The organism is Gemmatirosa kalamazoonensis, assembly GCF_000522985.1.
Taxonomy (GTDB): Bacteria; Gemmatimonadota; Gemmatimonadetes; order Gemmatimonadales; family Gemmatimonadaceae; genus Gemmatirosa; species Gemmatirosa kalamazoonensis.
In genome coordinates this window covers 3,230,684-3,247,914 of the sequence record NZ_CP007128.1, presented here as the reverse complement: position 1 = coordinate 3,247,914, position 17,231 = coordinate 3,230,684, and the positions used below count along the sequence as shown (strand labels likewise).

Here is a 17,231-nt window from a genome sequence, read left to right as displayed (position 1 = left end):
CGGGTCAGGAGAGGCAGCCTAACGCGCGGCGGGTGACGTCGTCCACCGCGCCCACCGCGTCGATCTCGCACACTTTCGCGCCGTGCTGCTCGTACCACGCCAGCACCGGCAGCGTCTGGTCGCGATACACCGACAGGCGGTTGCGGACCGCCTCCGGCTCGTCGTCCTTGCGGCGCACGAGGTGGCCGCCGTCGCGCTCGGGCTTCGGGCACGGCTCGCCCGGCTCGCGCCCCATGAACGGCGTCTGGCAGACGTCGCACACCACGCGTCCGCCGATGCGCCGCACGATCTCGTCGTCCTCGATGTCGAACACGAGCACCGCGTCGAGCCGGCGACCGAGCTCGCACAGCACCCGCTCGAGCCCCTCCGCCTGCGGCACCGTGCGCACCACGCCGTCGAGCACCGCGCCGCCGGCGTACTTCGGCGTCGCGAGCGCCTCCTTCACGATCCCGAGGATCACGTCGTCCGGGACGAGCGCGCCGCGGTCCATGTACGACTTCGCCTGGAGCCCGCGCGTCGTCCCTTCCTTGACCGCCGCACGCAGCACGTCGCCGGTGGCGAGGATCTGTGCGCCGAGCGCCTCCGCGAGGCGCGGCGCCTGGGTCCCCTTGCCCGCGCCGGGCTTGCCGAACAGAACGATGTCCATATGTGAAGAATAGGGCAGGAGGGCAGGAGCGCAGGAGGGCAAGAGAACTCTCCTGCCCTCTCGCGCTCCTGCCCTCCTGCCCTCGCCGTTAGAAGCCGCCCGTCGCCTGACGCCCGCGGAAGCGCACGCGGCCCTTCTTCATGAAGCCGTCGTACTTCCGCAGCAGCAGATGCTGCTGCATCTGCGTCATCGTGTCCAGCGCGACGCCGACCACGATGAGCAGCGAGGTGCCTCCGAACTGGAACGGCACGTTCACGAGCTTCGCGATCGCGATCGGGAGGAGCGCGATGATCGCCAGGAAGACCGCGCCCGGGAACGTGATCCGGGAGATCACCTGGTCGATGTACTCCGCCGTCTTCGCGCCCGGCTTCACGCCCGGCACGAACCCGCCCTGCTTCTTCAGGTTCTCGGCGAGGTCCACCGGGTTGAAGATGATCGCCGTGTAGAAGTACGTGAACACGATGATCAGGATCGTCATCAGCACGTAGTACAGCCACGTGCCCGGCTGCAGGTACTCGGCGACGTCGCGCATCGACTGGATGCCGCTGAACTGCGCGAACGCGCCCGGCACGACGATCACCGACTGGGCGAAGATGATCGGCATCACGCCCGCCGTGTTGATGCGCAGCGGGATGAAGTTCTTCGTCGCCTCGCGCATCCGGCCACGCGCCATCGTGCGCTGCGGGATCTGCACCATCACGCGCCGCGCTGCGACCGTGATCGCGACGACGCCCGCGACGACGCCGACCATCACGATGCCGAGCACCACCAGCGCCAGCGGCGCCACCGCGCCCGTCGACACGAAGCGGATCGTGTCGAGGATGCCCGGCCAGAACCGCTCGATGATCGAGAAGAAGATCAGCAGCGACGCGCCGTTGCCGATGCCGCGCTCCGTGATCTGCTCGCCGAGCCACATCACGAAGATCGCGCCCGTCGTCAGGAAGACGATCTCCTGCATCAGGAAGCCGAACCCGGGGTGCGACACCGCGTTGGGCAGCGACTGCGTGAACAGCGCGAAGCCGTACGCCTGCACCGCGGCCAGTCCGACCGTGATGTAGCGCGTCCACTGGTTGAGCCGTTTCCGGCCCTCCTCGTCCTTCTGCATCTTGTCCACCGTCGGCACCACGGCGCCGGCGATCTGGATGAAGATGCTGGCCGAGATGTACGGCATGATGCCGAGGGCGAAGATCGTCGCCCTCGACAGCCCGCCGCCGACGAACAGGTCGTACAGCCCGAGGAGGCCGCCGCCCCCTCGCTGGCTCGCGAAGTAGTCGGTGAGCGCCTGCACATCGACACCCGGCGCCGTCACGTGCGCGCCGACCCGGTAGATCAGCAGGCAGACGAACGTGAAGACGATCTTCTGCCAGAGCTCCGGTGTGCGATAGATGTTGGCGAGCGCTGCCGCCGGGTTGGACTGGGCCATGGTGCCGTTGAGAGTCGCTGTGCTACGGGTGCGTGCGCTTACTCTTCGACGCGGCCGCCGGCCGCCTCGATCTTCGCCCGCGCGCCGGCGCTGACCTTCAACCCACGAACCGTCAGCGCACGCGACACGTCACCGTTCGAGAGGACCTTGATCGGCCCCTTCGCCCCGTGCGCGAGCCCCGCGGCAACGAGCGCCTCGGTCGTGATCTCGTCGGCGCCGAGCAGCTCCAGATCGCCAAGTCGCACGACCTGGTTCTCGATCCGGAACTGGTTGTTGTTGAAGCCGCGCTTCGGCAGCCGGCGCGCGAGCGGCATCTGACCGCCCTCGAAGCCCGGCTTGCCGCCGCCCGGTCCGCCGTGACCGGCGCGGGCCATGGAGCCCTTGTGCCCCTTGCCCGACGTCTTGCCCTGGCCGGAGCCCGGGCCGCGCCCGAGGCGCTTCCGGTCCCGGTGCGAGCCGGGCGCGGGGCTCAGGTTGTCGAGCCCCAACTTCATGGTCTCGGCCACGATCTCACTCCTCCACGGGCGTCACCTCGACGAGGTGACGCACCTGCTTGAGCTGTCCACGCAGCGACGGCGTGTCCGGCTTGATCACCTCCTGCTGGTGGTGACGCAGGCCGATCGCCTGAAGGGTGCGCCGCATCGCCTCGGGATGCCCGATGGCGCTGCGCACCTGCTTGATCCGGAGCTGCCCCAGCGTCGGCGGGAGCGGCCTCGGGGTCGTCTTCGGCCCCTTTCCAGGGTGCCACACGAACGTCCGCGGCATGTTACACGGCCTCCACGGCGGCGAGCCCCGCACGCGGCGCGCGCTGGCGCACCTCGGCGCGCGAGCGGTACCCGATCGACTCCGCCTCCACACCGCGCTCGCGCGCGATCTGGTCCACCGTCGTGAGCTGCCGCAGCCCGTCGAGCGCCGCGAGCACGAGGTTGTGCGGGTTCGTCGAGCCGAGGCTCTTCGCGATGATGTCCACGATGCCGGCGCACTCCATCACGGCGCGCACCGCCCCGCCGGCGATCACCCCGGCGCCGGGCGCCGCGGGCTTGAGCAGGACGCGACCCGCGCCGTGCTCGCCGATCACCTCGTGCGGGATCGTGCCGCCCGTGAGCGGCACCGGCACCATCTTGCGGCGCGCGGCGTCGACCGCCTTGCGCACCGCCTCCGACACCTCGTTCGCCTTGCCCGTCGCGAAGCCGACACGGCCCTGACCGTCGCCGACCGCCACGAGCGCGTTGAACGAGAAGCGACGGCCGCCCTTCACGACCTTGGCCACGCGGTTGATCGCGATCACGTTCTCGACGAGATCGCTCCCCTCGCGCTCCTGACCGCGGTTGTCGCCGCCACGGCCGCCGTCACGGCCACCGCCGCGCCGATCGCCGCCCTGGCCGCCCGGACCACCGGGCCCACGCCCCTGGCCGCCGGGCCCGCGCCCGCCGCCCGGACCGCCACGCCCGCCGCCCGGACCGCCGCGCCCGCGCCCGCCACCCGGGCCGCCACGACCGCCGCCGCCACCGGGCCCGCGACCGCGGCCGCCGCCCGGGCCGCCGCCGAAGCCGCCGCCGCCGCCGCCGCCCTGCTGTCCACTCGTCTGATTGTCAGCCATGTCAGAACTCCAGACCGCCCTCACGGGCGCCGTCGGCCACCGCCTTCACGCGGCCGTGGTACTTGTAACCGGCGCGGTCGAACACGACGCGCGTGATCCCGGCCTCCTTGGCCCGCTCCGCGACGCGCTTGCCGACGGCGGCCGACTTCTCGGTCTTCTTCCCCTCGCCGACCGAGGCGCTGGTGACCGTGAAGAGGGTGCGCCCCTGCGTGTCGTCCACGAGCTGGGCGGTGATGTGCTTCAGCGACCGGAACACCACGAGGCGCGGACGCTCGGCGGTGCCGGTCAGCGTGTTCCGCACGCGCAGATGGCGCCGCTGGCGCTTCTCCTGGCGCGTCTTCGGAATGGCAATCTTCGGCATTACTTACCTCCCGCCTTGCCCGCCTTGCGGCGGATCGTCTCGCCCTGGTACTTCACGCCCTTCCCCTTGTACGGCTCGGGCTTGCGCAGCTTGCGGATCTCCGCCGCCACGCGCCCGACGACCTCCTTGTCGGCGCCCGCGACGACGACCGTCGTCGGGTTCGGCGCCGTCAGCGAGATCCCGGCCGGTGCGCGCACTTCCACCGGGTGCGAGAAGCCGAGCGCGAACTGGAGGCCGTACGGACGGACCTCCGCCTTGAAGCCGACGCCCGTGATCTCGAGCGTCTTCGAGAAGCCCTTCGTCACGCCCTCCACCATGTTCGCGACGAGCGAACGCGTGAGGCCGTGGAGCGCGCGGTGATTGGGCTCGTCAGAGGGACGCGACACCGTCACGGTGCCGTTCTCCTGCGCCAGCTGCATCTCCGCCGGGAGCGTGCGCGAGAGCTCGCCCTTGGGGCCCTTCACCGTGACGCGGTTGCCGTCGATCGTCACCGTGACGCCGTTGGGCACCGTGATCGGAAGCTTGCCGATACGCGACATTGTCGGGGCCTCCGTTACCAGACCAGGGCGAGGAGCTCGCCGCCGGTGCGGCGCTGCCGCGCCTGCTTGTCGGAGAGCAGCCCCTGCGACGTGCTGAGGATCGCCACGCCGAGGCCGTTGCGCACGCGCGGGATCTCGCCCACGCCGACGTACTTGCGCAGCCCCGGCGTCGAGACGCGGTGCAGCTCGCGGATCACCGGCGTGCCGCCGGCGGCGTACTTCAGGATGACGCGCAGCACCTTGCGCCCTTCCTCGGTCTCGACCACGCGGTAGTCCTGGACGAAGTTCGTCTCCTTCAGGATGCGCGCGATCTCGACCTTCATCTTCGACAGCGGCATGTCCACGCGGCGGTGCTTGCTGACGCAAGCGTTCCGGATCCGCGTGAGCATGTCGGCGATCGGATCGGTCATGCTCATGTAATACCTACGCTCCTATCGTATCCTTGCGGACGTTTAGGAATGGGGGATGGGTTGCGAGCTGGGTTACCAGCTCGCCTTGCGCACGCCGGGGATGAGCCCCTGCAGCGCCATCTCGCGGAACGTGATGCGCGAGAGTCCGAACTGGCGGAGGTACGCGCGGGGACGCCCCGTCATCGAGCACCGGTTGCGGATGCGCGTCTTCGACGAGTCGCGCGGCAGCTTGCGCAGCTTCGCGTACGCCTCCTGCTTCTCGGCGTCGCTCGTCGTCACGCTGTCGATCGTCGCGCGGAGCGCCGCGCGCTTCTCGGCGTAGCGCGCGACGATCTCCTTGCGCTGCTCGTTCTTGACGATCTTGCTCGTCTTGGCCATGGGTCTGCTGTGTGTTAGGCGGCCGCGCCGGCCTCGGTGAGCTGCCCGTCGAGGCGGTCGGGGCGCGGCACCACGGGCTTCTGCTCGCCGCGGAACGGCATGCCGAGCTCCCGCAGCAGCGCCAGCGCGAGGTCGTCGCGCTCCGCCGTCGTCACGATCGTGATGTCCATCCCGTGGACCTGCTCGACCATGTCGTAGTTGATCTCCGGGAAGATCATCTGCTCCTTCACGCCGAGCGAGTAGTTCCCGCGCCCATCGAAGGAGCGCGTGGACAGCCCGCGGAAGTCGCGCACGCGCGGGAGGGCGACCGCGATGAAGCGGTCGAGGAACTCCCACATGCGCGCGCCGCGCAGCGTCACCATCGCGCCGATCTCCTGCCCCTCGCGGAGGCCGAAGTTCGCGATCGACTTCTTCGCCTTGCGGCGCACCGGGCGCTGTCCGGTGATCAGCGCCAGCTCGTCCACGACGGTGTCGAGGACGCGCGGCTGCTTGATCGCCTCGCCCACGCCGCAGTTCACGACGACCTTCTCGAGCGTCGGGATCTGGTGCGGGTTCTCGAGGCCGAACTGCTGCGCGAGGCGCGCACGGACCTGCGTGTCGTAGAACTGCTTGAGCCGCGGCGCGGCCACCGGCAGGCCGGCGCCCGCGTGTCCCTTCGGCTGGAGGGGACCGCGCTTCTCGCCGCCCTTCGCCGCCTTGCCGCCGCCCTGCGGGGCACCCTTGCCGGACGGCTTCGCGGCGGGCTTGCCGCCGCCCTTGGCGCCGCCCTTGCCCGCGGCGCCCTTGCCGCCCTTTGCGTTGTCGTTCTTCGCCATGTCGCTCGTCTCCTGCTCAGCGCGGGGTGGTGATCGGCTCGCCCGTCTTCACGCCCACGCGCTCCTTGGTCCCGTCGGCGTCGATGCGCGACCGCGTCCGCGTCGGCGCACCCGTCTTCGGGTCGAGCAGCATCACGTTCGACGCGTTGACCGGCGCCGGCATCTCGATGATCCCGCTCTGCTCCTCCGGGCGGCGCGCCCGGCGGTGCTTCTTCACGATGTTGACGCCCTCGATGAGGACGCGGCCCGTCTTCGTGTAGACCTTGATGACGCGCCCTTCCTTGCCCTTGTCGTCGCCGCGCATCACCCGCACGGTGTCGCCCTTGCGGACGTGCACCGGCTGGCGCTCGGCCTTCCGCGCGTGACGGCCGGCGCCGAGGCGCTCCTTGTCCGTCGCGCGGTACTTGAGCACGCGCATGTTACAGAACCTCCGGAGCGAGCGACACGATCTTCATGTAGCGCTTCTCGCGGAGCTCGCGCGCCACGGGACCGAAGATGCGCGTCGCGCGCGGCTCGCCGTTGTCGTTGATGATGACGACGGCGTTCTCGTCGAAGCGGATGTAGCTCCCGTCCTTGCGGCGGGTCTCCTTCACGGTGCGCACGACGACCGCCTTCGCGACGTCGCTCTTCTTCACCGTGCCGTTGGGCAGCGCGTCCTTCACCGCGACCACGACCCGGTCACCCAGGCCGGCGTAGCGGCGGCGCGTCCCGCCCAGCACGCGGATCACGAGCGCCCGCTTGGCACCCGAGTTGTCCGCGACCTTGACCATCGACTCTTGCTGGATCATGGCCCGTTACCTCGCGCGCTCGACGATCTCGACCACGCGCCACCGCTTGTCCTTCGACAGCGGGCGGGTCTCCATGATGCGCACGGTGTCGCCCTGCTTCGCCGAGTTCTCCTCGTCGTGAGCCTTCAGGCGCGTCGTGCGCGTGACCATCTTGCCGTAGACCGGATGCGGCACGCGGCGATCCACCGCCACCACCACGGTCTTCTGCATCTTGTCGCTGACGACCACGCCCACGCGCGTCTTCCGCGCGCCTCGCTTGCGCGAGGCGGCGTTCGCGCCGGCATTCCCGCCGGTGGGGGTCGTCCCGTTGTTCATCGTCTCGGCCATTGTCTCTCGCGCTCCGGCTTAGCGGGCGGTCTTGGTGCCGGCCGTCTTGGCCGCCCGCTTCGACGCGCTCTTCGTCGTCGCGGTCTTCGCCGTGCCCTTCGTCGCAGTCTTCTTCGTCGCCGTCTTGGCGCCCTTCGCGGTCTTCGCCGTCGCCTTCGGCGCCGGCTCCACGCCGCGGTCCTTCTCCCCCAGCACGGTCAGCGCGCGCGCGATGTCGCGGCGCACCTCACGCAGGCGGAGCGGGCTCTCCAGCGTCTCGGTGGCGCTCCGGAAGCGCAGGCGGAACTGCTCCTCGCGGAGCTCGTTCACGCGCGCGCGGAGCTCGTCCGCGCTCAGCGACCGGATGTCTTCACGCTTCATCGGTGTGCGCCTCCTCGCGAACCACGAACTTGGACTTCACGCTCAGCTTCGCGGCGGCGAGCGCGAACGCGGTCTCGGCGACCTCGCGCGTCACCCCCTCGAGCTCGAACATCATGCGCCCCGGCTTCACCACGGCCACCCACAGCTCGGGCGAGCCCTTGCCCTTCCCCATGCGGGTCTCGGCGGGCTTCTTCGTGATCGGCTTGTCGGGGAAGATGCGGATCCAGACCTTGCCGCCGCGCTTGATGTGACGCGTGAGCGCCACGCGGGCCGCCTCGATCTGCCGCGCCGACACCCAGCCCGGCTCGAGCGCCATCAGGCCGAAGTGGCCGAAGGAGATCTCGCTGCCGCGGTGGGACAGGCCGGTCATCCGGCCCTTGAACATCTTGCGGAACTTGACGCGCTTGGGACTCAGCATGTGTTAGGCCCTCCTCACGCGCCGGTCGAGTAGGTCTTGCCGCGGCGATCCTCGACGATGTCGCCCTTGAAGATCCACACCTTCACACCGATGGTGCCGTAGGTGGTCTTCGCCGTCGACGTCGCGTAGTCGATGTCCGCGCGCAGCGTGTGGAGCGGCACCCGCCCCTCGTGGTAGCCCTCGACGCGCGCGATCTCCGCGCCGCCGAGCCGGCCGCCCGCCTTCACCTTGATGCCCTGCGCCCCGGCGCGCATCGCGCTCTGCACCGCGCGCTTCATCGCGCGGCGGAACGAGACGCGCCCCGCGAGCTGCTGGGCGATGCTGTCGGCGACGAGCTGCGCCTCGACCTCCGGGCGCTTGATCTCCTCGACGTTCACGCCGACTTCCTTGCCGGTGAGCTGCGCGAGCTCGTCACGCAGCTTGTCCACCTCGGCGCCCTTCTTCCCGATCACGACGCCGGGGCGACCCGTGTGGATCGTCACGACGACCTTGCCGGGCTTGCGCTCGATGCGCACGTCGGCGATCGCCGCGTGGCCCATGCGCTGCTTCAGGTACTTCCGCAGGAGGGCGTCCTCCTGCAGGAGCTGCGGCATGTTCTTGCCGCCCGCGTACCACGTCGACCGCCACGGCTTCGAGACGCCGAGCCGGAAGCCGATCGGATTCGTCTTCTGTCCCATTATCGACCTTCCTTCTCGGCGACCACGATTTCCACGTGGCTCGTCCGCTTCTGGACCGGGGTGGCGCGCCCCATCGCGGCCGGCGTGAAGCGCTTGAGCTTGGGGCCCTCGTTCACGATGGCATGGATCACGTACAGCCGGTCGACGTCGAGCGAGCGGCCATCGCGCCGCGCCGCGTCTTCCGCGTTCGCGACCGCGCTGGAGAGCACCTTCTCGACCTCGGTGGCGGCGTGCTTCTTCGAGAACTTCAGCAGCGCGAGCGCGTCGTTCACGCTCAGGCCGCGGATCTGATCGACGACGAGCCGCACCTTGTAGGGCGACTGGCGCGTCGAGCGCTGCATCGCGCGCGCGCGCCGTTCGTCAGCGCCTGCGCCCGCACGGCGTTCAGCGCCTTCGCGAGGCCCGGCTTGCGATGCGTCGGAGTGGTGTTAGGCATGGGCGGCGTCTCCTTACTTCTTCACGGGCGCGCCGGCCGCCTTCTTGTCCGTCTTCCCGGCCGTGTGGCCGCGGAACAGACGCGTCGGCGCGAACTCGCCCAGCTTGTGGCCGACCATGTTCTCGGTCACGTACACCGGGATGAACTTGTTGCCGTTGTGCACGGCGAACGTGTGCCCCACGAACTCGGGGAGCACCGTGCTCGCGCGCGACCAGGTCTTCATGACCTTCTTCTCGCCGCGGGCGTTCATCCCCGTCACCTTGTCGAGCAGGGCCTCCTGAATGAACGGGCCCTTCCGAATGCTTCTGGCCATGTGTTAGTCCCCGTCCGCGTTACTGCGTGGCCTTGCCGCGGCGACGCCCGCGGACGATGAGGCGCTGCGACGCCTTCTTCTTGTTGCGCGTCTTCACGCCCTCCTTCTTGCCCCACGGGCTGACGACGTTGCGTCCGCCGCGCGTGCGGCCGCCGTGCGGGTGGTCGACGGGGTTCATCACCTCGCCGCGCACCTTCGGGCGCCGGCCCATCCAGCGCGTCTTGCCGGCCTTGCCCCACGACACCAGCTCGTGCTCGGCGTTGCCGACCTCGCCGATCGTCGCCAGGCAGCGCCCGTGCACGAGACGCATCTCGGTCGACGCCATGCGGAGCGTGACGTACTCGCCCTCCTTCGCGACGACCTGCACGCTCGTGCCGGCCGAGCGGGCCATCTGACCGCCCTTGCCCGGCTTGAGCTCCACGTTGTGCACCGCGGTGCCTAACGGAACCTCGCGCAGCGGCAGCGCGTTGCCGACGCGCACGTCCGACCCCGGGCCGCTCACGATGGTATCGCCGACGGCGAGCCCCTTCGGGTGCAGGATGTAGCGCTTCTCGCCGTCACCGTACTCGACGAGCGCGATGCGCGCCGAGCGGTTCGGGTCGTACTCGATGTGGCGGACCGTCGCCGGCTCGCCCTGCTTGTTCCGCTTGAAGTCGATCACGCGGTACTTCCGCTTCTCGCCGCCGCCGCGGCGGCGCATCGAGATGTGGCCGTGGTTGTCACGGCCGCCCGACTTCTTGAGCGGCTCGGTGAGCGACTTCTCGGGCGTCGTGCGCGTGATCTCCGAGAAGTCGGCGACCGACCGGAAGCGCGAGCTCGCCGTCACCGGCTTGAATTGACGAATGGCCATCTGGGTCAGCCCTCGAAGATCCCGATCGTATCGCCCTCACGGAGCGTCACGATCGCCTTTTTCCAGTGCGGGCGACGCCCGGTCGTGGTGCCGACGCGGCGCGCCTTCCCGCGCACGTTCATCGTCCACACGCCCGTGACCTTCACCCCGAACAGGCGCTCGACCGCCTGCTTGATCTCCTGCTTGTTCGCGTCCGGCGCCACCTCGAAGTAGTACTCGCCGCGCTCCTGATAGGCGGCGGACGTCGCTTCGGTGACGATCGGACGCACGATGGTGCGGTGCAGCGTCGGCATCGTCAGCCCTCCGCGGTGTCAGTGGTCTCGGCGCGCTCGCTCTCCGCCGCGCGCGACAGCGCCGCCGACTCGACGATCACGACGTCCGACCACAGGATGTGGTAGGTCGACGCGTCGGAGTACGGCATCGCGTGCACGTTCGGCAGGTTGCGCGCGCTCAGGTACACGCCCGGCTTCGCGCCGTCCGTGAGCACGAGCACCTTCTGCTCGCTCACGCCCAGGCGCGCGAGCAGCGCGGTGATCTGCTTCGTCTTCGGCGACTCGAACGCGAGCGAGTCGACGACGAGCAGCGCATCCTCGCGGGCGCGCGCGTTCAGCGCGCTCTTGCGCGCGAGCGCCTTCACCTTGCGCGGGAGCTTCTGGTCGTAGTCGCGCGGCTGCGGACCGAAGACCGTGCCACCGCCCACCCAGTGCGGCGCGCGCGTCGAGCCCTGACGGGCGCGGCCCGTGCCCTTCTGGCGCCACGGCTTCTGGTTGCCGCCCGTGACGTACTTGCGGATCTTCGTCGCCGCGGTGCCCTGGCGCTGGTTCGCCAGATACGCCTTCACGGCCTGGTGCATCACCGGCACGTTCACCGTGCCGTCGAACAGCGCCGCCGGCAGCGAGACGGGCGCCTTCTTCGCGCCGTCCGCGCCGAACGCGGCCGCCTGGAGAGTCGTCGTGTCAGCCATGGCGTCAGCCCTGCTTGCGGACGAGCACGATCCCGTTCGTCGGGCCGGCCACGCTGCCGCGGATGTAGATCAGATTGCGCTCGGCGTCCACGCGCTCCACGCGCAGGCCCACCGACGTGTGCCGTTCGGCGCCGTAGTGCCCGGGCATCTTCTTGCCCTTGATGACGCGCGACGGGTCCGTGCCCGGGCCGATCGAGCCCGGCTTGCGGTGCTTCGTGTTGCCGTGCGTGTTCGCACCGCCACCGAAGCCCCAGCGCTTTACGACGCCCTGGAAGCCGCGTCCCTTCGTCGTGCCGGTGACCTTCACGCGCTCACCCGCCGCGAAGATCCCGACGCCCACCGTGCCGCCGACCTCGAACGACGGGATCTCGGGGTTCTTCCCCGGCGCGTCGTCGAGGCGGAAGCTGCGCAGCACGCGCGGCGCGTAGTCGAGCCCCGCCTTCTTCGCGTGGCCGAGCTCCGCCTTGCTCGCGCGCGCGCCCTTCGGCGTGCGCTCGCCCTTCGCGTTCGCTCGAGCGGTCTTCAGCTTCCCGTAGCCCAGCTCGACGGCCGCGAACCCGGCAGCGGTCTTGTCGACCACCTTCGTCACCGGATTCGGCTCGGCCTCGATCACCGTGACCGGGACCTGCTGCCCCTGCTCGTTGAAGATCTGGGTCATGCCCAGCTTCTTCCCGATGATGCCGATCATTGGTACTCCTGCTCGTTAGTCGCGGCCCGCCGGCGACCCCTGTGTCGCCCGTGCGTTACCGGCCGTTGGACTGTGGACCGCGGCGCCGCGTGGGAACCGCTGCCCGTCGCGCGCGAACGCGCGAACTACTCGACCTTGATCTCGACGTCGACGCCCGCCGGGAGGTCGAGCTTCGTCAGCGCGTCCACCGTCTGAGCGCGGCTGTCGAGGATGTCGATGACGCGCTTGTGCGTCTTCAGCTCGAACTGCTCGCGCGACTTCTTGTCGACGTGCGGCGAGCGCAGAACCGTCCACCGCTGCGTCTTCGTCGGCAGCGGGATCGGCCCCGACACCTGCGCGCCCGTCTTCTCCGCCGTGCGGACGATGTCGGCCGACGCCTGGTCGATCACGGCGTGGTCGAAGGCCTTCAGGCGGATGCGAATGCGACCGGCCATTGAGTGTTACCGAGAGTGATGTTGCGTATCTGCGTGGGTGCGCGGCTGCGTGGGGCTGGTACGCCGCCACGCAGCCACGCAGATACGCAGCGTGTTAGGCGATGATCTTCGTCACGACGCCGGCGCCGACCGTGCGGCCGCCCTCGCGGATGGCGAAGCGCAGCTGCTCCTCCATCGCGACGGGCGTCTGCAGCTCGATGGTCATCGCGATGTTGTCGCCCGGCATCACCATCTCGGTGCCCTCGGGCAGCTCGATGGACCCGGTGACGTCCGTCGTGCGAAGGTAGAACTGCGGGCGATAGCCCTTGAAGAACGGCGTGTGACGGCCGCCCTCTTCCTTCGTGAGGACGTAGACCTCGCCCTGGAACTTCGTGTGCGGCTTGATCGAGCCGGGCTTGGCGAGCACCATGCCGCGCTCGATCTCCTCCTTCTGGATGCCGCGGAGCAGGAGGCCGACGTTGTCGCCCGCCTGGCCCTGATCGAGCAGCTTGCGGAACATCTCGACGCCCGTCACGACCGTCTTCTTCTCGGCGCCGAAGCCGACGAGCTGCACTTCCTCGCCGACCTTGATGATGCCGCGCTCGATACGACCCGTCGCCACCGTGCCGCGGCCCGTGATCGAGAACACGTCCTCGACGGGCAGCAGGAACGGCTTGTCCGTCTCGCGGACGGGCTCCGGGATGTACGTGTCGAGGGCGTCGTACAGCTCCTCCATCTTCTCGACCCACTGCGGCACGCCGTTGATGGCGTTGATCGCGGAGCCGCGGATGACGGGCGCGCCGTCGCCGTCGTAGTCGTACTTCGAGAGCAGGTCACGCACCTCGAGCTCGACGAGGTCGAGGAGCTCGGGGTCGTCCACCAGGTCGCACTTGTTGAGGAACACCACCACGCGCGGCACGTTCACCTGACGGGCGAGCAGGATGTGCTCGCGCGTCTGCGGCATCGGGCCGTCGACCGCGGAGACCACGAGGATCGCGCCGTCCATCTGCGCGGCACCCGTGATCATGTTCTTCACGTAGTCGGCGTGACCGGGGCAGTCGACGTGGGCGTAGTGACGATTCTTCGTCTCGTACTCCACGTGCGACGTGGCGATCGTCAGGATCTTCGTCGCGTCGCGACGGCCCTGCGACTCGGACGCCTTCGCGACCTCGTCGTACGCCACGTACTTCGTGCCGTAGCCCTTGTCGGCCGAGATCTTCGTGAGGGCCGCCGTCGTCGTCGTCTTGCCGTGGTCGACGTGGCCGATCGTGCCGACGTTCACGTGCGGCTTGGTGCGCTCGAATTTGGCCTTGGCCATGGTACTGAGTCTCTGACTGAAGTGTTCTGTCGCGCTGCGGCCCCGGGACGCGGGCTGCGGATCCGCAGCGCGCGTCCGCAGCCCAGAGCGATGGTGTTAGCCCTTCACCTTGGAGATGATCTCCTCGGCCTTCGACTTCGGCACTTCCTCGTAGTGCGAGAACTCCATGGAGTACACCGCACGCCCCTGCGACATCGAGCGGAGCTTCGTCGAGTAGCCGAACATCTCCGAGAGCGGGACGCTGGCCGCGATCACCTGCGCCTCCCCGCGCTGCGTCATCCCGCCGATCTTGCCGCGGCGCGACGACAGGTCGCCGAGCACGTCGCCCATGTAGGGCTCCGGCGTCACGACCTCGACGTTCATCATCGGCTCGAGCAGCACGGGGCTGGCCTTCGCGGCCGCCTCCTTGAACGCCATCGAGCCGGCGATCTTGAACGCCATCTCGCTGGAGTCGACGTCGTGGTACGACCCGAACACCAGCTGCACCTTCACGTCCACCATGGGGTAGCCGGCCAGGACGCCGTTCTCCAGCGCCTCCTTGATGCCCTGCTCCACCGGGCCGATGTACTCACGCGGCACCACGCCGCCGACGATCTTGTCCTCGAACACGAAGCCCTGGCCCGCCTCGGCCGGCTCCATGTTGATCACGACGTGGCCGTACTGACCCTTACCGCCCGACTGCCGGATGAACTTCCCCTCGACCTTCTCGACCTTGCGCTTTATCGTCTCGCGGTAGGCCACCTGCGGACGGCCCACGTTCGCGTCGACCTTGAACTCGCGCATCATGCGGTCGACGATGATCTCCAGGTGCAGCTCGCCCATGCCCGAGATGATCGTCTGCGACGTCTCCGCATCCGTGTGCACGCGGAACGTCGGATCCTCCTCGGCCAGCTTCGCCAGCGCGATGCCGAGCTTGTCCTGGTCGGCCTTCGTCTTCGGCTCGATCGCCACGTCGATGACGGGCGCCGGGAACTTCATCGCCTCGAGGATGATCGGCTTGTCGTCGTCGCACAGCGTGTCGCCCGTGCGCGTGTCCTTCAGACCGATCGCGGCGGCGATGTCGCCGGCGCGCACCTCGGGGATCTCCTCGCGCTTGTTCGCGTGCATCTGCAGCAGACGGCCGACGCGCTCGCGCTTGTCCTTCGTCGAGTTGTAGACGTAGGAGCCCGAGTTCAGCACGCCCGAGTAGACGCGGAAGAACGTCAGCTTACCGACGAACGGGTCCGTCGCGATCTTGAACGCGAGCGCCGAGAACGGCGCCTCGTCGCTCACCTCGCGCGTGTCGAACGTCTCGTCGTGGTGCGGCAGGTGCCCCTGGATCGCGGGCACGTCCACCGGCGCCGGCAGGTAGTCGATCACGGCGTCGAGCAGCGCCTGCACGCCCTTGTTCTTGAACGAGGCGCCGCAGAGCACCGGCACGAACGCCATGGCGATCGTCGCCTTGCGGATCGCGCGGCGGATCTCGTCCAGCGAGAGCTCCTCGCCCTCGAGGTACTTCGCCATCAGCTCGTCGTCGTGCTCGACCGCGGCCTCGATCGCCTCGTGGCGGGCCAGCTCGACGGCGTCCTTCATGTCCGCGGGGACGTCCACGACCGTGAACGTCTTGCCCATCGTCGCGTCGTCGAAGATGTACTGCTTGCGCTCGAGGACGTCGATGTGGCCCGTGAACAGCTCGCCCGAGCCCACGGGGAGCTGGAGCGGGAACGCGCGCTTCGAGAGGCGGTCGCGGATCATCGCGAGACACCGGTCGAAGTTCGCGCCGACGCGGTCCATCTTGTTCGCGAAGATCATCCGCGGCACGCCGTAGCGGTCGGCCTGACGCCACACCGTCTCCGTCTGCGGCTCCACGCCGGCGACGGAGTCGAGCAGCGCGACGGCGCCGTCGAGCACGCGCAGCGAGCGCTCCACCTCGACGGTGAAGTCGACGTGGCCCGGCGTGTCGATGATGTTGATGCGGTACTCCGGCCCCTCGCCCTTCTCGTGGCTCTGGCCGTGCCGGCGCCAGAAGCAGGTCGTCGCGGCGGACGTGATCGTGATGCCGCGCTCCTGCTCCTGCTCCATCCAGTCCATCGTCGCGGCGCCGTCGTGCACCTCGCCGATCTTGTGCGACTTGCCGGTATAGTAGAGGATGCGCTCGGTCGTCGTCGTCTTACCGGCATCGATGTGCGCCATGATGCCGATGTTCCGGTAATGCTCGAGCGGAGTCGTCCGTGGCATGCTGTTATCTCGTCAGCGGCAGGAGTGCCTTTCAGCAAAAACGCGGGTGGACCAGGCGCCCCTCGCTCGGGACCGGTATCCATCCGCCCTCGCCGGGTGTGCTCGCCACTGCTGCGCGAACCGGGACCCATGGCGCGTCGAGGCCGCGCGGCAGCGCGTATCTCGCCTCGACGTCTGATTGTCTGAACGGCACCTGATCCGTCCTGCGGGACGCCGACACCGCGCCGGTGCCCCGTAGCCTTCCAAAGCTAACCGCCCCGTGACCGAAGTCAACGGGGCGGTTCGACTTAGCGCGTCTATCCACATCGCCGACACGCGTCGGCGATGCGTCGAGCCGAGCTTACCAGCGGTAGTGCGCGAAGGCCTTGTTCGCCTCGGCCATGCGGTGCGTGTCTTCCTTCTTCTTCACCGCGTTCCCCTCGCCGCGCGACGCCGCGATCACCTCGCCCGCGAGCTTCTCCGCCATCGACTTCTCGTTGCGGTCGCGCGAGTAGGAGATCAGCCAGCGCATCGCGAGCGCGTTGCGGCGCTCCGGACGCACTTCGACCGGCACCTGGTACGTGGCGCCGCCGACGCGGCGGCTCTTCACTTCCACGACCGGCTTCAGGTTCGCCAGCGCCTGCTTGAACACGTTCACGCCAGGCTGGCTCGTCCGCGCCTCCACGAGGTCCATCGCGCCGTAGAAGATGCGCTCGGCGGTCGACTTCTTCCCCTGGTACATCAGCGAGTTGATGAACTTGCTGACGGTCTGGCTGTCGTACCGGGCGTCGGCGAGTACCGGACGCTTCACGGCAGTCTTTCGGCGGCTCACTTCTTCTTACCTCCCGCCGCAGCCTGACCCGGCTTCGGCCGCTTGGCGCCGTACTTGGAACGGCTGCGGTTCCGGCCGTTGACGCCCGAGGCGTCCAACGTGCCGCGCACGATGTGGTAGCGGACGCCCGGCAGGTCCTTCACGCGGCCGCCGCGCACGAGCACGATCGAGTGCTCCTGCAGATTGTGCCCCTCGCCCGGGATGTAGGCGATGACCTCGAAGCCGTTCGTGAGACGCACCTTGGCGACCTTCCGGAGCGCCGAGTTCGGCTTCTTCGGCGTCGTCGTGTACACGCGCGTGCACACGCCGCGCTTGAAGGGATTCGCCTTCAGCGCGGGAGACTTGTTGACGCGCGCCAGCGACTCGCGGCTCCGGCGCACCAGCTGATTGATTGTCGGCATTAACGATGGATCGACAACGGACTCTGGCGTTCCAGCCTGGAACGCCTCAGACCTAGGAACGTAGCGGCCTCGGGATCG

The 17,231-nt window shown here is 69.1% G+C and carries 26 protein-coding genes and 1 pseudogene; all 27 read right to left on the bottom strand.

Annotated elements, in window-relative coordinates; translation table 11 throughout:
* Window positions 1-4 precede the first annotated feature (4 nt).
* The 27 genes and pseudogenes from J421_RS14005 to rpsL all read right to left on the bottom strand — a co-directional run bounded on the left by J421_RS14005 (window position 5) and on the right by rpsL (window position 17,153).
* On the bottom strand, window positions 5-646 hold the full coding sequence (locus J421_RS14005; RefSeq protein ID WP_025411805.1) for an adenylate kinase: 642 nt from the start codon (window positions 644-646) through the stop codon (window positions 5-7).
* 88 nt (window positions 647-734) lie between these two features.
* Window positions 735-2,069: a preprotein translocase subunit SecY gene (secY, locus tag J421_RS14000; protein WP_025411804.1), complete on the bottom strand. Its 1,335-nt coding sequence runs from the start codon at window positions 2,067-2,069 to the stop codon at window positions 735-737.
* A 38-nt stretch (window positions 2,070-2,107) separates the two neighbouring features.
* Complete coding sequence (rplO, locus tag J421_RS13995) at window positions 2,108-2,575, bottom strand: 50S ribosomal protein L15 (RefSeq protein WP_343123341.1); 468 nt, start codon at window positions 2,573-2,575, stop codon at window positions 2,108-2,110.
* 4 nt (window positions 2,576-2,579) lie between these two features.
* The gene (rpmD, locus tag J421_RS13990; RefSeq protein WP_104022614.1) at window positions 2,580-2,834 is read right to left on the bottom strand and encodes a 50S ribosomal protein L30; all 255 of its coding nucleotides are present in this window, start codon (window positions 2,832-2,834) and stop codon (window positions 2,580-2,582) included.
* Window position 2,835: 1 nt separating this feature from the next.
* On the bottom strand, window positions 2,836-3,669 hold the full coding sequence (gene rpsE / locus J421_RS34615; RefSeq protein ID WP_104022613.1) for a 30S ribosomal protein S5: 834 nt from the start codon (window positions 3,667-3,669) through the stop codon (window positions 2,836-2,838).
* A gap of 1 nt (window position 3,670) precedes the next feature.
* Window positions 3,671-4,030: a 50S ribosomal protein L18 gene (rplR, locus tag J421_RS13980; protein ID WP_025411799.1), complete on the bottom strand. Its 360-nt coding sequence runs from the start codon at window positions 4,028-4,030 to the stop codon at window positions 3,671-3,673.
* Window positions 4,030-4,569, bottom strand: a complete 540-nt coding sequence (rplF, locus tag J421_RS13975) for a 50S ribosomal protein L6 (protein WP_025411798.1) — start codon at window positions 4,567-4,569, stop codon at window positions 4,030-4,032. Before rplF ends, rplR begins: the two co-directional genes overlap by 1 nt.
* 14 nt (window positions 4,570-4,583) lie before the next feature.
* Complete coding sequence (gene rpsH / locus J421_RS13970) at window positions 4,584-4,985, bottom strand: 30S ribosomal protein S8 (RefSeq protein WP_025411797.1); 402 nt, start codon at window positions 4,983-4,985, stop codon at window positions 4,584-4,586.
* A gap of 66 nt (window positions 4,986-5,051) precedes the next feature.
* Window positions 5,052-5,357, bottom strand: coding sequence for a 30S ribosomal protein S14 (gene rpsN / locus J421_RS13965; RefSeq protein ID WP_025411796.1), 306 nt, complete (start codon window positions 5,355-5,357; stop codon window positions 5,052-5,054).
* A 14-nt stretch (window positions 5,358-5,371) separates the two neighbouring features.
* Complete coding sequence (gene rplE, locus J421_RS13960) at window positions 5,372-5,992, bottom strand: 50S ribosomal protein L5 (RefSeq protein ID WP_343123351.1); 621 nt, start codon at window positions 5,990-5,992, stop codon at window positions 5,372-5,374.
* A gap of 196 nt (window positions 5,993-6,188) precedes the next feature.
* Window positions 6,189-6,509 carry a 50S ribosomal protein L24 gene (rplX, locus tag J421_RS13955; RefSeq protein WP_025411794.1) on the bottom strand — a complete coding sequence of 107 codons (321 nt, stop codon included), beginning with the start codon at window positions 6,507-6,509 and terminating at the stop codon, window positions 6,189-6,191.
* Between the two features lie 82 nt (window positions 6,510-6,591).
* Window positions 6,592-6,960: a 50S ribosomal protein L14 gene (gene rplN / locus J421_RS13950; RefSeq protein WP_025411793.1), complete on the bottom strand. Its 369-nt coding sequence runs from the start codon at window positions 6,958-6,960 to the stop codon at window positions 6,592-6,594.
* A 6-nt stretch (window positions 6,961-6,966) separates the two neighbouring features.
* On the bottom strand, window positions 6,967-7,275 hold the full coding sequence (gene rpsQ, locus J421_RS13945; RefSeq protein ID WP_104023117.1) for a 30S ribosomal protein S17: 309 nt from the start codon (window positions 7,273-7,275) through the stop codon (window positions 6,967-6,969).
* Window positions 7,276-7,434: 159 nt separating this feature from the next.
* Window positions 7,435-7,647: pseudogene (gene rpmC, locus J421_RS34610) on the bottom strand (50S ribosomal protein L29); the annotation flags it as partial.
* Entirely contained in the window at window positions 7,637-8,065 is a 429-nt protein-coding gene (gene rplP, locus J421_RS13935) for a 50S ribosomal protein L16 (RefSeq protein WP_025411790.1), read from the bottom strand. The pseudogene rpmC and the gene rplP, both read right to left, overlap by 11 nt.
* A 14-nt stretch (window positions 8,066-8,079) precedes the next feature.
* On the bottom strand, window positions 8,080-8,742 hold the full coding sequence (rpsC, locus tag J421_RS13930; RefSeq protein WP_025411789.1) for a 30S ribosomal protein S3: 663 nt from the start codon (window positions 8,740-8,742) through the stop codon (window positions 8,080-8,082).
* Window positions 8,742-9,083 carry a 50S ribosomal protein L22 gene (gene rplV / locus J421_RS13925; protein ID WP_025411788.1) on the bottom strand — a complete coding sequence of 114 codons (342 nt, stop codon included), beginning with the start codon at window positions 9,081-9,083 and terminating at the stop codon, window positions 8,742-8,744. The genes rpsC and rplV overlap by 1 nt, the downstream gene beginning before the upstream one ends.
* 108 nt (window positions 9,084-9,191) lie before the next feature.
* Complete coding sequence (gene rpsS / locus J421_RS13920; protein ID WP_025411787.1) at window positions 9,192-9,491, bottom strand: 30S ribosomal protein S19; 300 nt, start codon at window positions 9,489-9,491, stop codon at window positions 9,192-9,194.
* Window positions 9,492-9,510: 19 nt separating this feature from the next.
* The gene (rplB, locus tag J421_RS13915; protein ID WP_025411786.1) at window positions 9,511-10,341 is read right to left on the bottom strand and encodes a 50S ribosomal protein L2; all 831 of its coding nucleotides are present in this window, start codon (window positions 10,339-10,341) and stop codon (window positions 9,511-9,513) included.
* A gap of 5 nt (window positions 10,342-10,346) precedes the next feature.
* On the bottom strand, window positions 10,347-10,634 hold the full coding sequence (locus J421_RS13910; protein ID WP_025411785.1) for a 50S ribosomal protein L23: 288 nt from the start codon (window positions 10,632-10,634) through the stop codon (window positions 10,347-10,349).
* Window positions 10,635-10,636: 2 nt separating this feature from the next.
* Window positions 10,637-11,305, bottom strand: a complete 669-nt coding sequence (gene rplD, locus J421_RS13905) for a 50S ribosomal protein L4 (RefSeq protein ID WP_025411784.1) — start codon at window positions 11,303-11,305, stop codon at window positions 10,637-10,639.
* A 4-nt stretch (window positions 11,306-11,309) separates the two neighbouring features.
* Window positions 11,310-11,993: a 50S ribosomal protein L3 gene (rplC, locus tag J421_RS13900; protein ID WP_025411783.1), complete on the bottom strand. Its 684-nt coding sequence runs from the start codon at window positions 11,991-11,993 to the stop codon at window positions 11,310-11,312.
* Between the two features lie 125 nt (window positions 11,994-12,118).
* The gene (gene rpsJ / locus J421_RS13895; RefSeq protein ID WP_025411782.1) at window positions 12,119-12,427 is read right to left on the bottom strand and encodes a 30S ribosomal protein S10; all 309 of its coding nucleotides are present in this window, start codon (window positions 12,425-12,427) and stop codon (window positions 12,119-12,121) included.
* Between the two features lie 94 nt (window positions 12,428-12,521).
* On the bottom strand, window positions 12,522-13,724 hold the full coding sequence (gene tuf, locus J421_RS13890) for an elongation factor Tu (RefSeq protein ID WP_025411781.1): 1,203 nt from the start codon (window positions 13,722-13,724) through the stop codon (window positions 12,522-12,524).
* Between the two features lie 96 nt (window positions 13,725-13,820).
* Entirely contained in the window at window positions 13,821-15,941 is a 2,121-nt protein-coding gene (fusA, locus tag J421_RS13885) for an elongation factor G (protein ID WP_025411780.1), read from the bottom strand.
* Between the two features lie 340 nt (window positions 15,942-16,281).
* A complete protein-coding gene (gene rpsG, locus J421_RS13880) occupies window positions 16,282-16,752 on the bottom strand; it encodes a 30S ribosomal protein S7 (protein WP_025411779.1) in 471 nt (156 codons plus the stop codon).
* Complete coding sequence (gene rpsL / locus J421_RS13875; protein WP_025411778.1) at window positions 16,749-17,153, bottom strand: 30S ribosomal protein S12; 405 nt, start codon at window positions 17,151-17,153, stop codon at window positions 16,749-16,751. Before rpsL ends, rpsG begins: the two co-directional genes overlap by 4 nt.
* Window positions 17,154-17,231 lie beyond the last annotated feature (78 nt).

Excerpts from the sequence above, each read along its gene's own strand:
- J421_RS14005 (WP_025411805.1), bottom strand. The coding sequence starts at position 646 with ATGGACATCGTTCTGTTCGGCAAGCCCGGCGCGGGCAAGGGGACCCAG.
- secY (WP_025411804.1), bottom strand. The coding sequence starts at position 2,069 with ATGGCCCAGTCCAACCCGGCGGCAGCGCTCGCCAACATCTATCGCACA.
- rpmD (WP_104022614.1), bottom strand. The coding sequence starts at position 2,834 with ATGCCGCGGACGTTCGTGTGGCACCCTGGAAAGGGGCCGAAGACGACC.
- rpsE (WP_104022613.1), bottom strand. The coding sequence starts at position 3,669 with ATGGCTGACAATCAGACGAGTGGACAGCAGGGCGGCGGCGGCGGCGGC.
- rplR (WP_025411799.1), bottom strand. The coding sequence starts at position 4,030 with ATGCCGAAGATTGCCATTCCGAAGACGCGCCAGGAGAAGCGCCAGCGG.
- rplF (WP_025411798.1), bottom strand. The coding sequence starts at position 4,569 with ATGTCGCGTATCGGCAAGCTTCCGATCACGGTGCCCAACGGCGTCACG.
- rpsH (WP_025411797.1), bottom strand. The coding sequence starts at position 4,985 with ATGAGCATGACCGATCCGATCGCCGACATGCTCACGCGGATCCGGAAC.
- rpsN (WP_025411796.1), bottom strand. The coding sequence starts at position 5,357 with ATGGCCAAGACGAGCAAGATCGTCAAGAACGAGCAGCGCAAGGAGATC.
- rplN (WP_025411793.1), bottom strand. The coding sequence starts at position 6,960 with ATGATCCAGCAAGAGTCGATGGTCAAGGTCGCGGACAACTCGGGTGCC.
- rpsQ (WP_104023117.1), bottom strand. The coding sequence starts at position 7,275 with ATGAACAACGGGACGACCCCCACCGGCGGGAATGCCGGCGCGAACGCC.
- rplP (WP_025411790.1), bottom strand. The coding sequence starts at position 8,065 with ATGCTGAGTCCCAAGCGCGTCAAGTTCCGCAAGATGTTCAAGGGCCGG.
- rpsC (WP_025411789.1), bottom strand. The coding sequence starts at position 8,742 with ATGGGACAGAAGACGAATCCGATCGGCTTCCGGCTCGGCGTCTCGAAG.
- rplV (WP_025411788.1), bottom strand. The coding sequence starts at position 9,083 with ATGCAGCGCTCGACGCGCCAGTCGCCCTACAAGGTGCGGCTCGTCGTC.
- rpsS (WP_025411787.1), bottom strand. The coding sequence starts at position 9,491 with ATGGCCAGAAGCATTCGGAAGGGCCCGTTCATTCAGGAGGCCCTGCTC.
- rplB (WP_025411786.1), bottom strand. The coding sequence starts at position 10,341 with ATGGCCATTCGTCAATTCAAGCCGGTGACGGCGAGCTCGCGCTTCCGG.
- J421_RS13910 (WP_025411785.1), bottom strand. The coding sequence starts at position 10,634 with ATGCCGACGCTGCACCGCACCATCGTGCGTCCGATCGTCACCGAAGCG.
- rplD (WP_025411784.1), bottom strand. The coding sequence starts at position 11,305 with ATGGCTGACACGACGACTCTCCAGGCGGCCGCGTTCGGCGCGGACGGC.
- rplC (WP_025411783.1), bottom strand. The coding sequence starts at position 11,993 with ATGATCGGCATCATCGGGAAGAAGCTGGGCATGACCCAGATCTTCAAC.
- rpsJ (WP_025411782.1), bottom strand. The coding sequence starts at position 12,427 with ATGGCCGGTCGCATTCGCATCCGCCTGAAGGCCTTCGACCACGCCGTG.
- tuf (WP_025411781.1), bottom strand. The coding sequence starts at position 13,724 with ATGGCCAAGGCCAAATTCGAGCGCACCAAGCCGCACGTGAACGTCGGC.
- fusA (WP_025411780.1), bottom strand. The coding sequence starts at position 15,941 with ATGCCACGGACGACTCCGCTCGAGCATTACCGGAACATCGGCATCATG.
- rpsL (WP_025411778.1), bottom strand. The coding sequence starts at position 17,153 with ATGCCGACAATCAATCAGCTGGTGCGCCGGAGCCGCGAGTCGCTGGCG.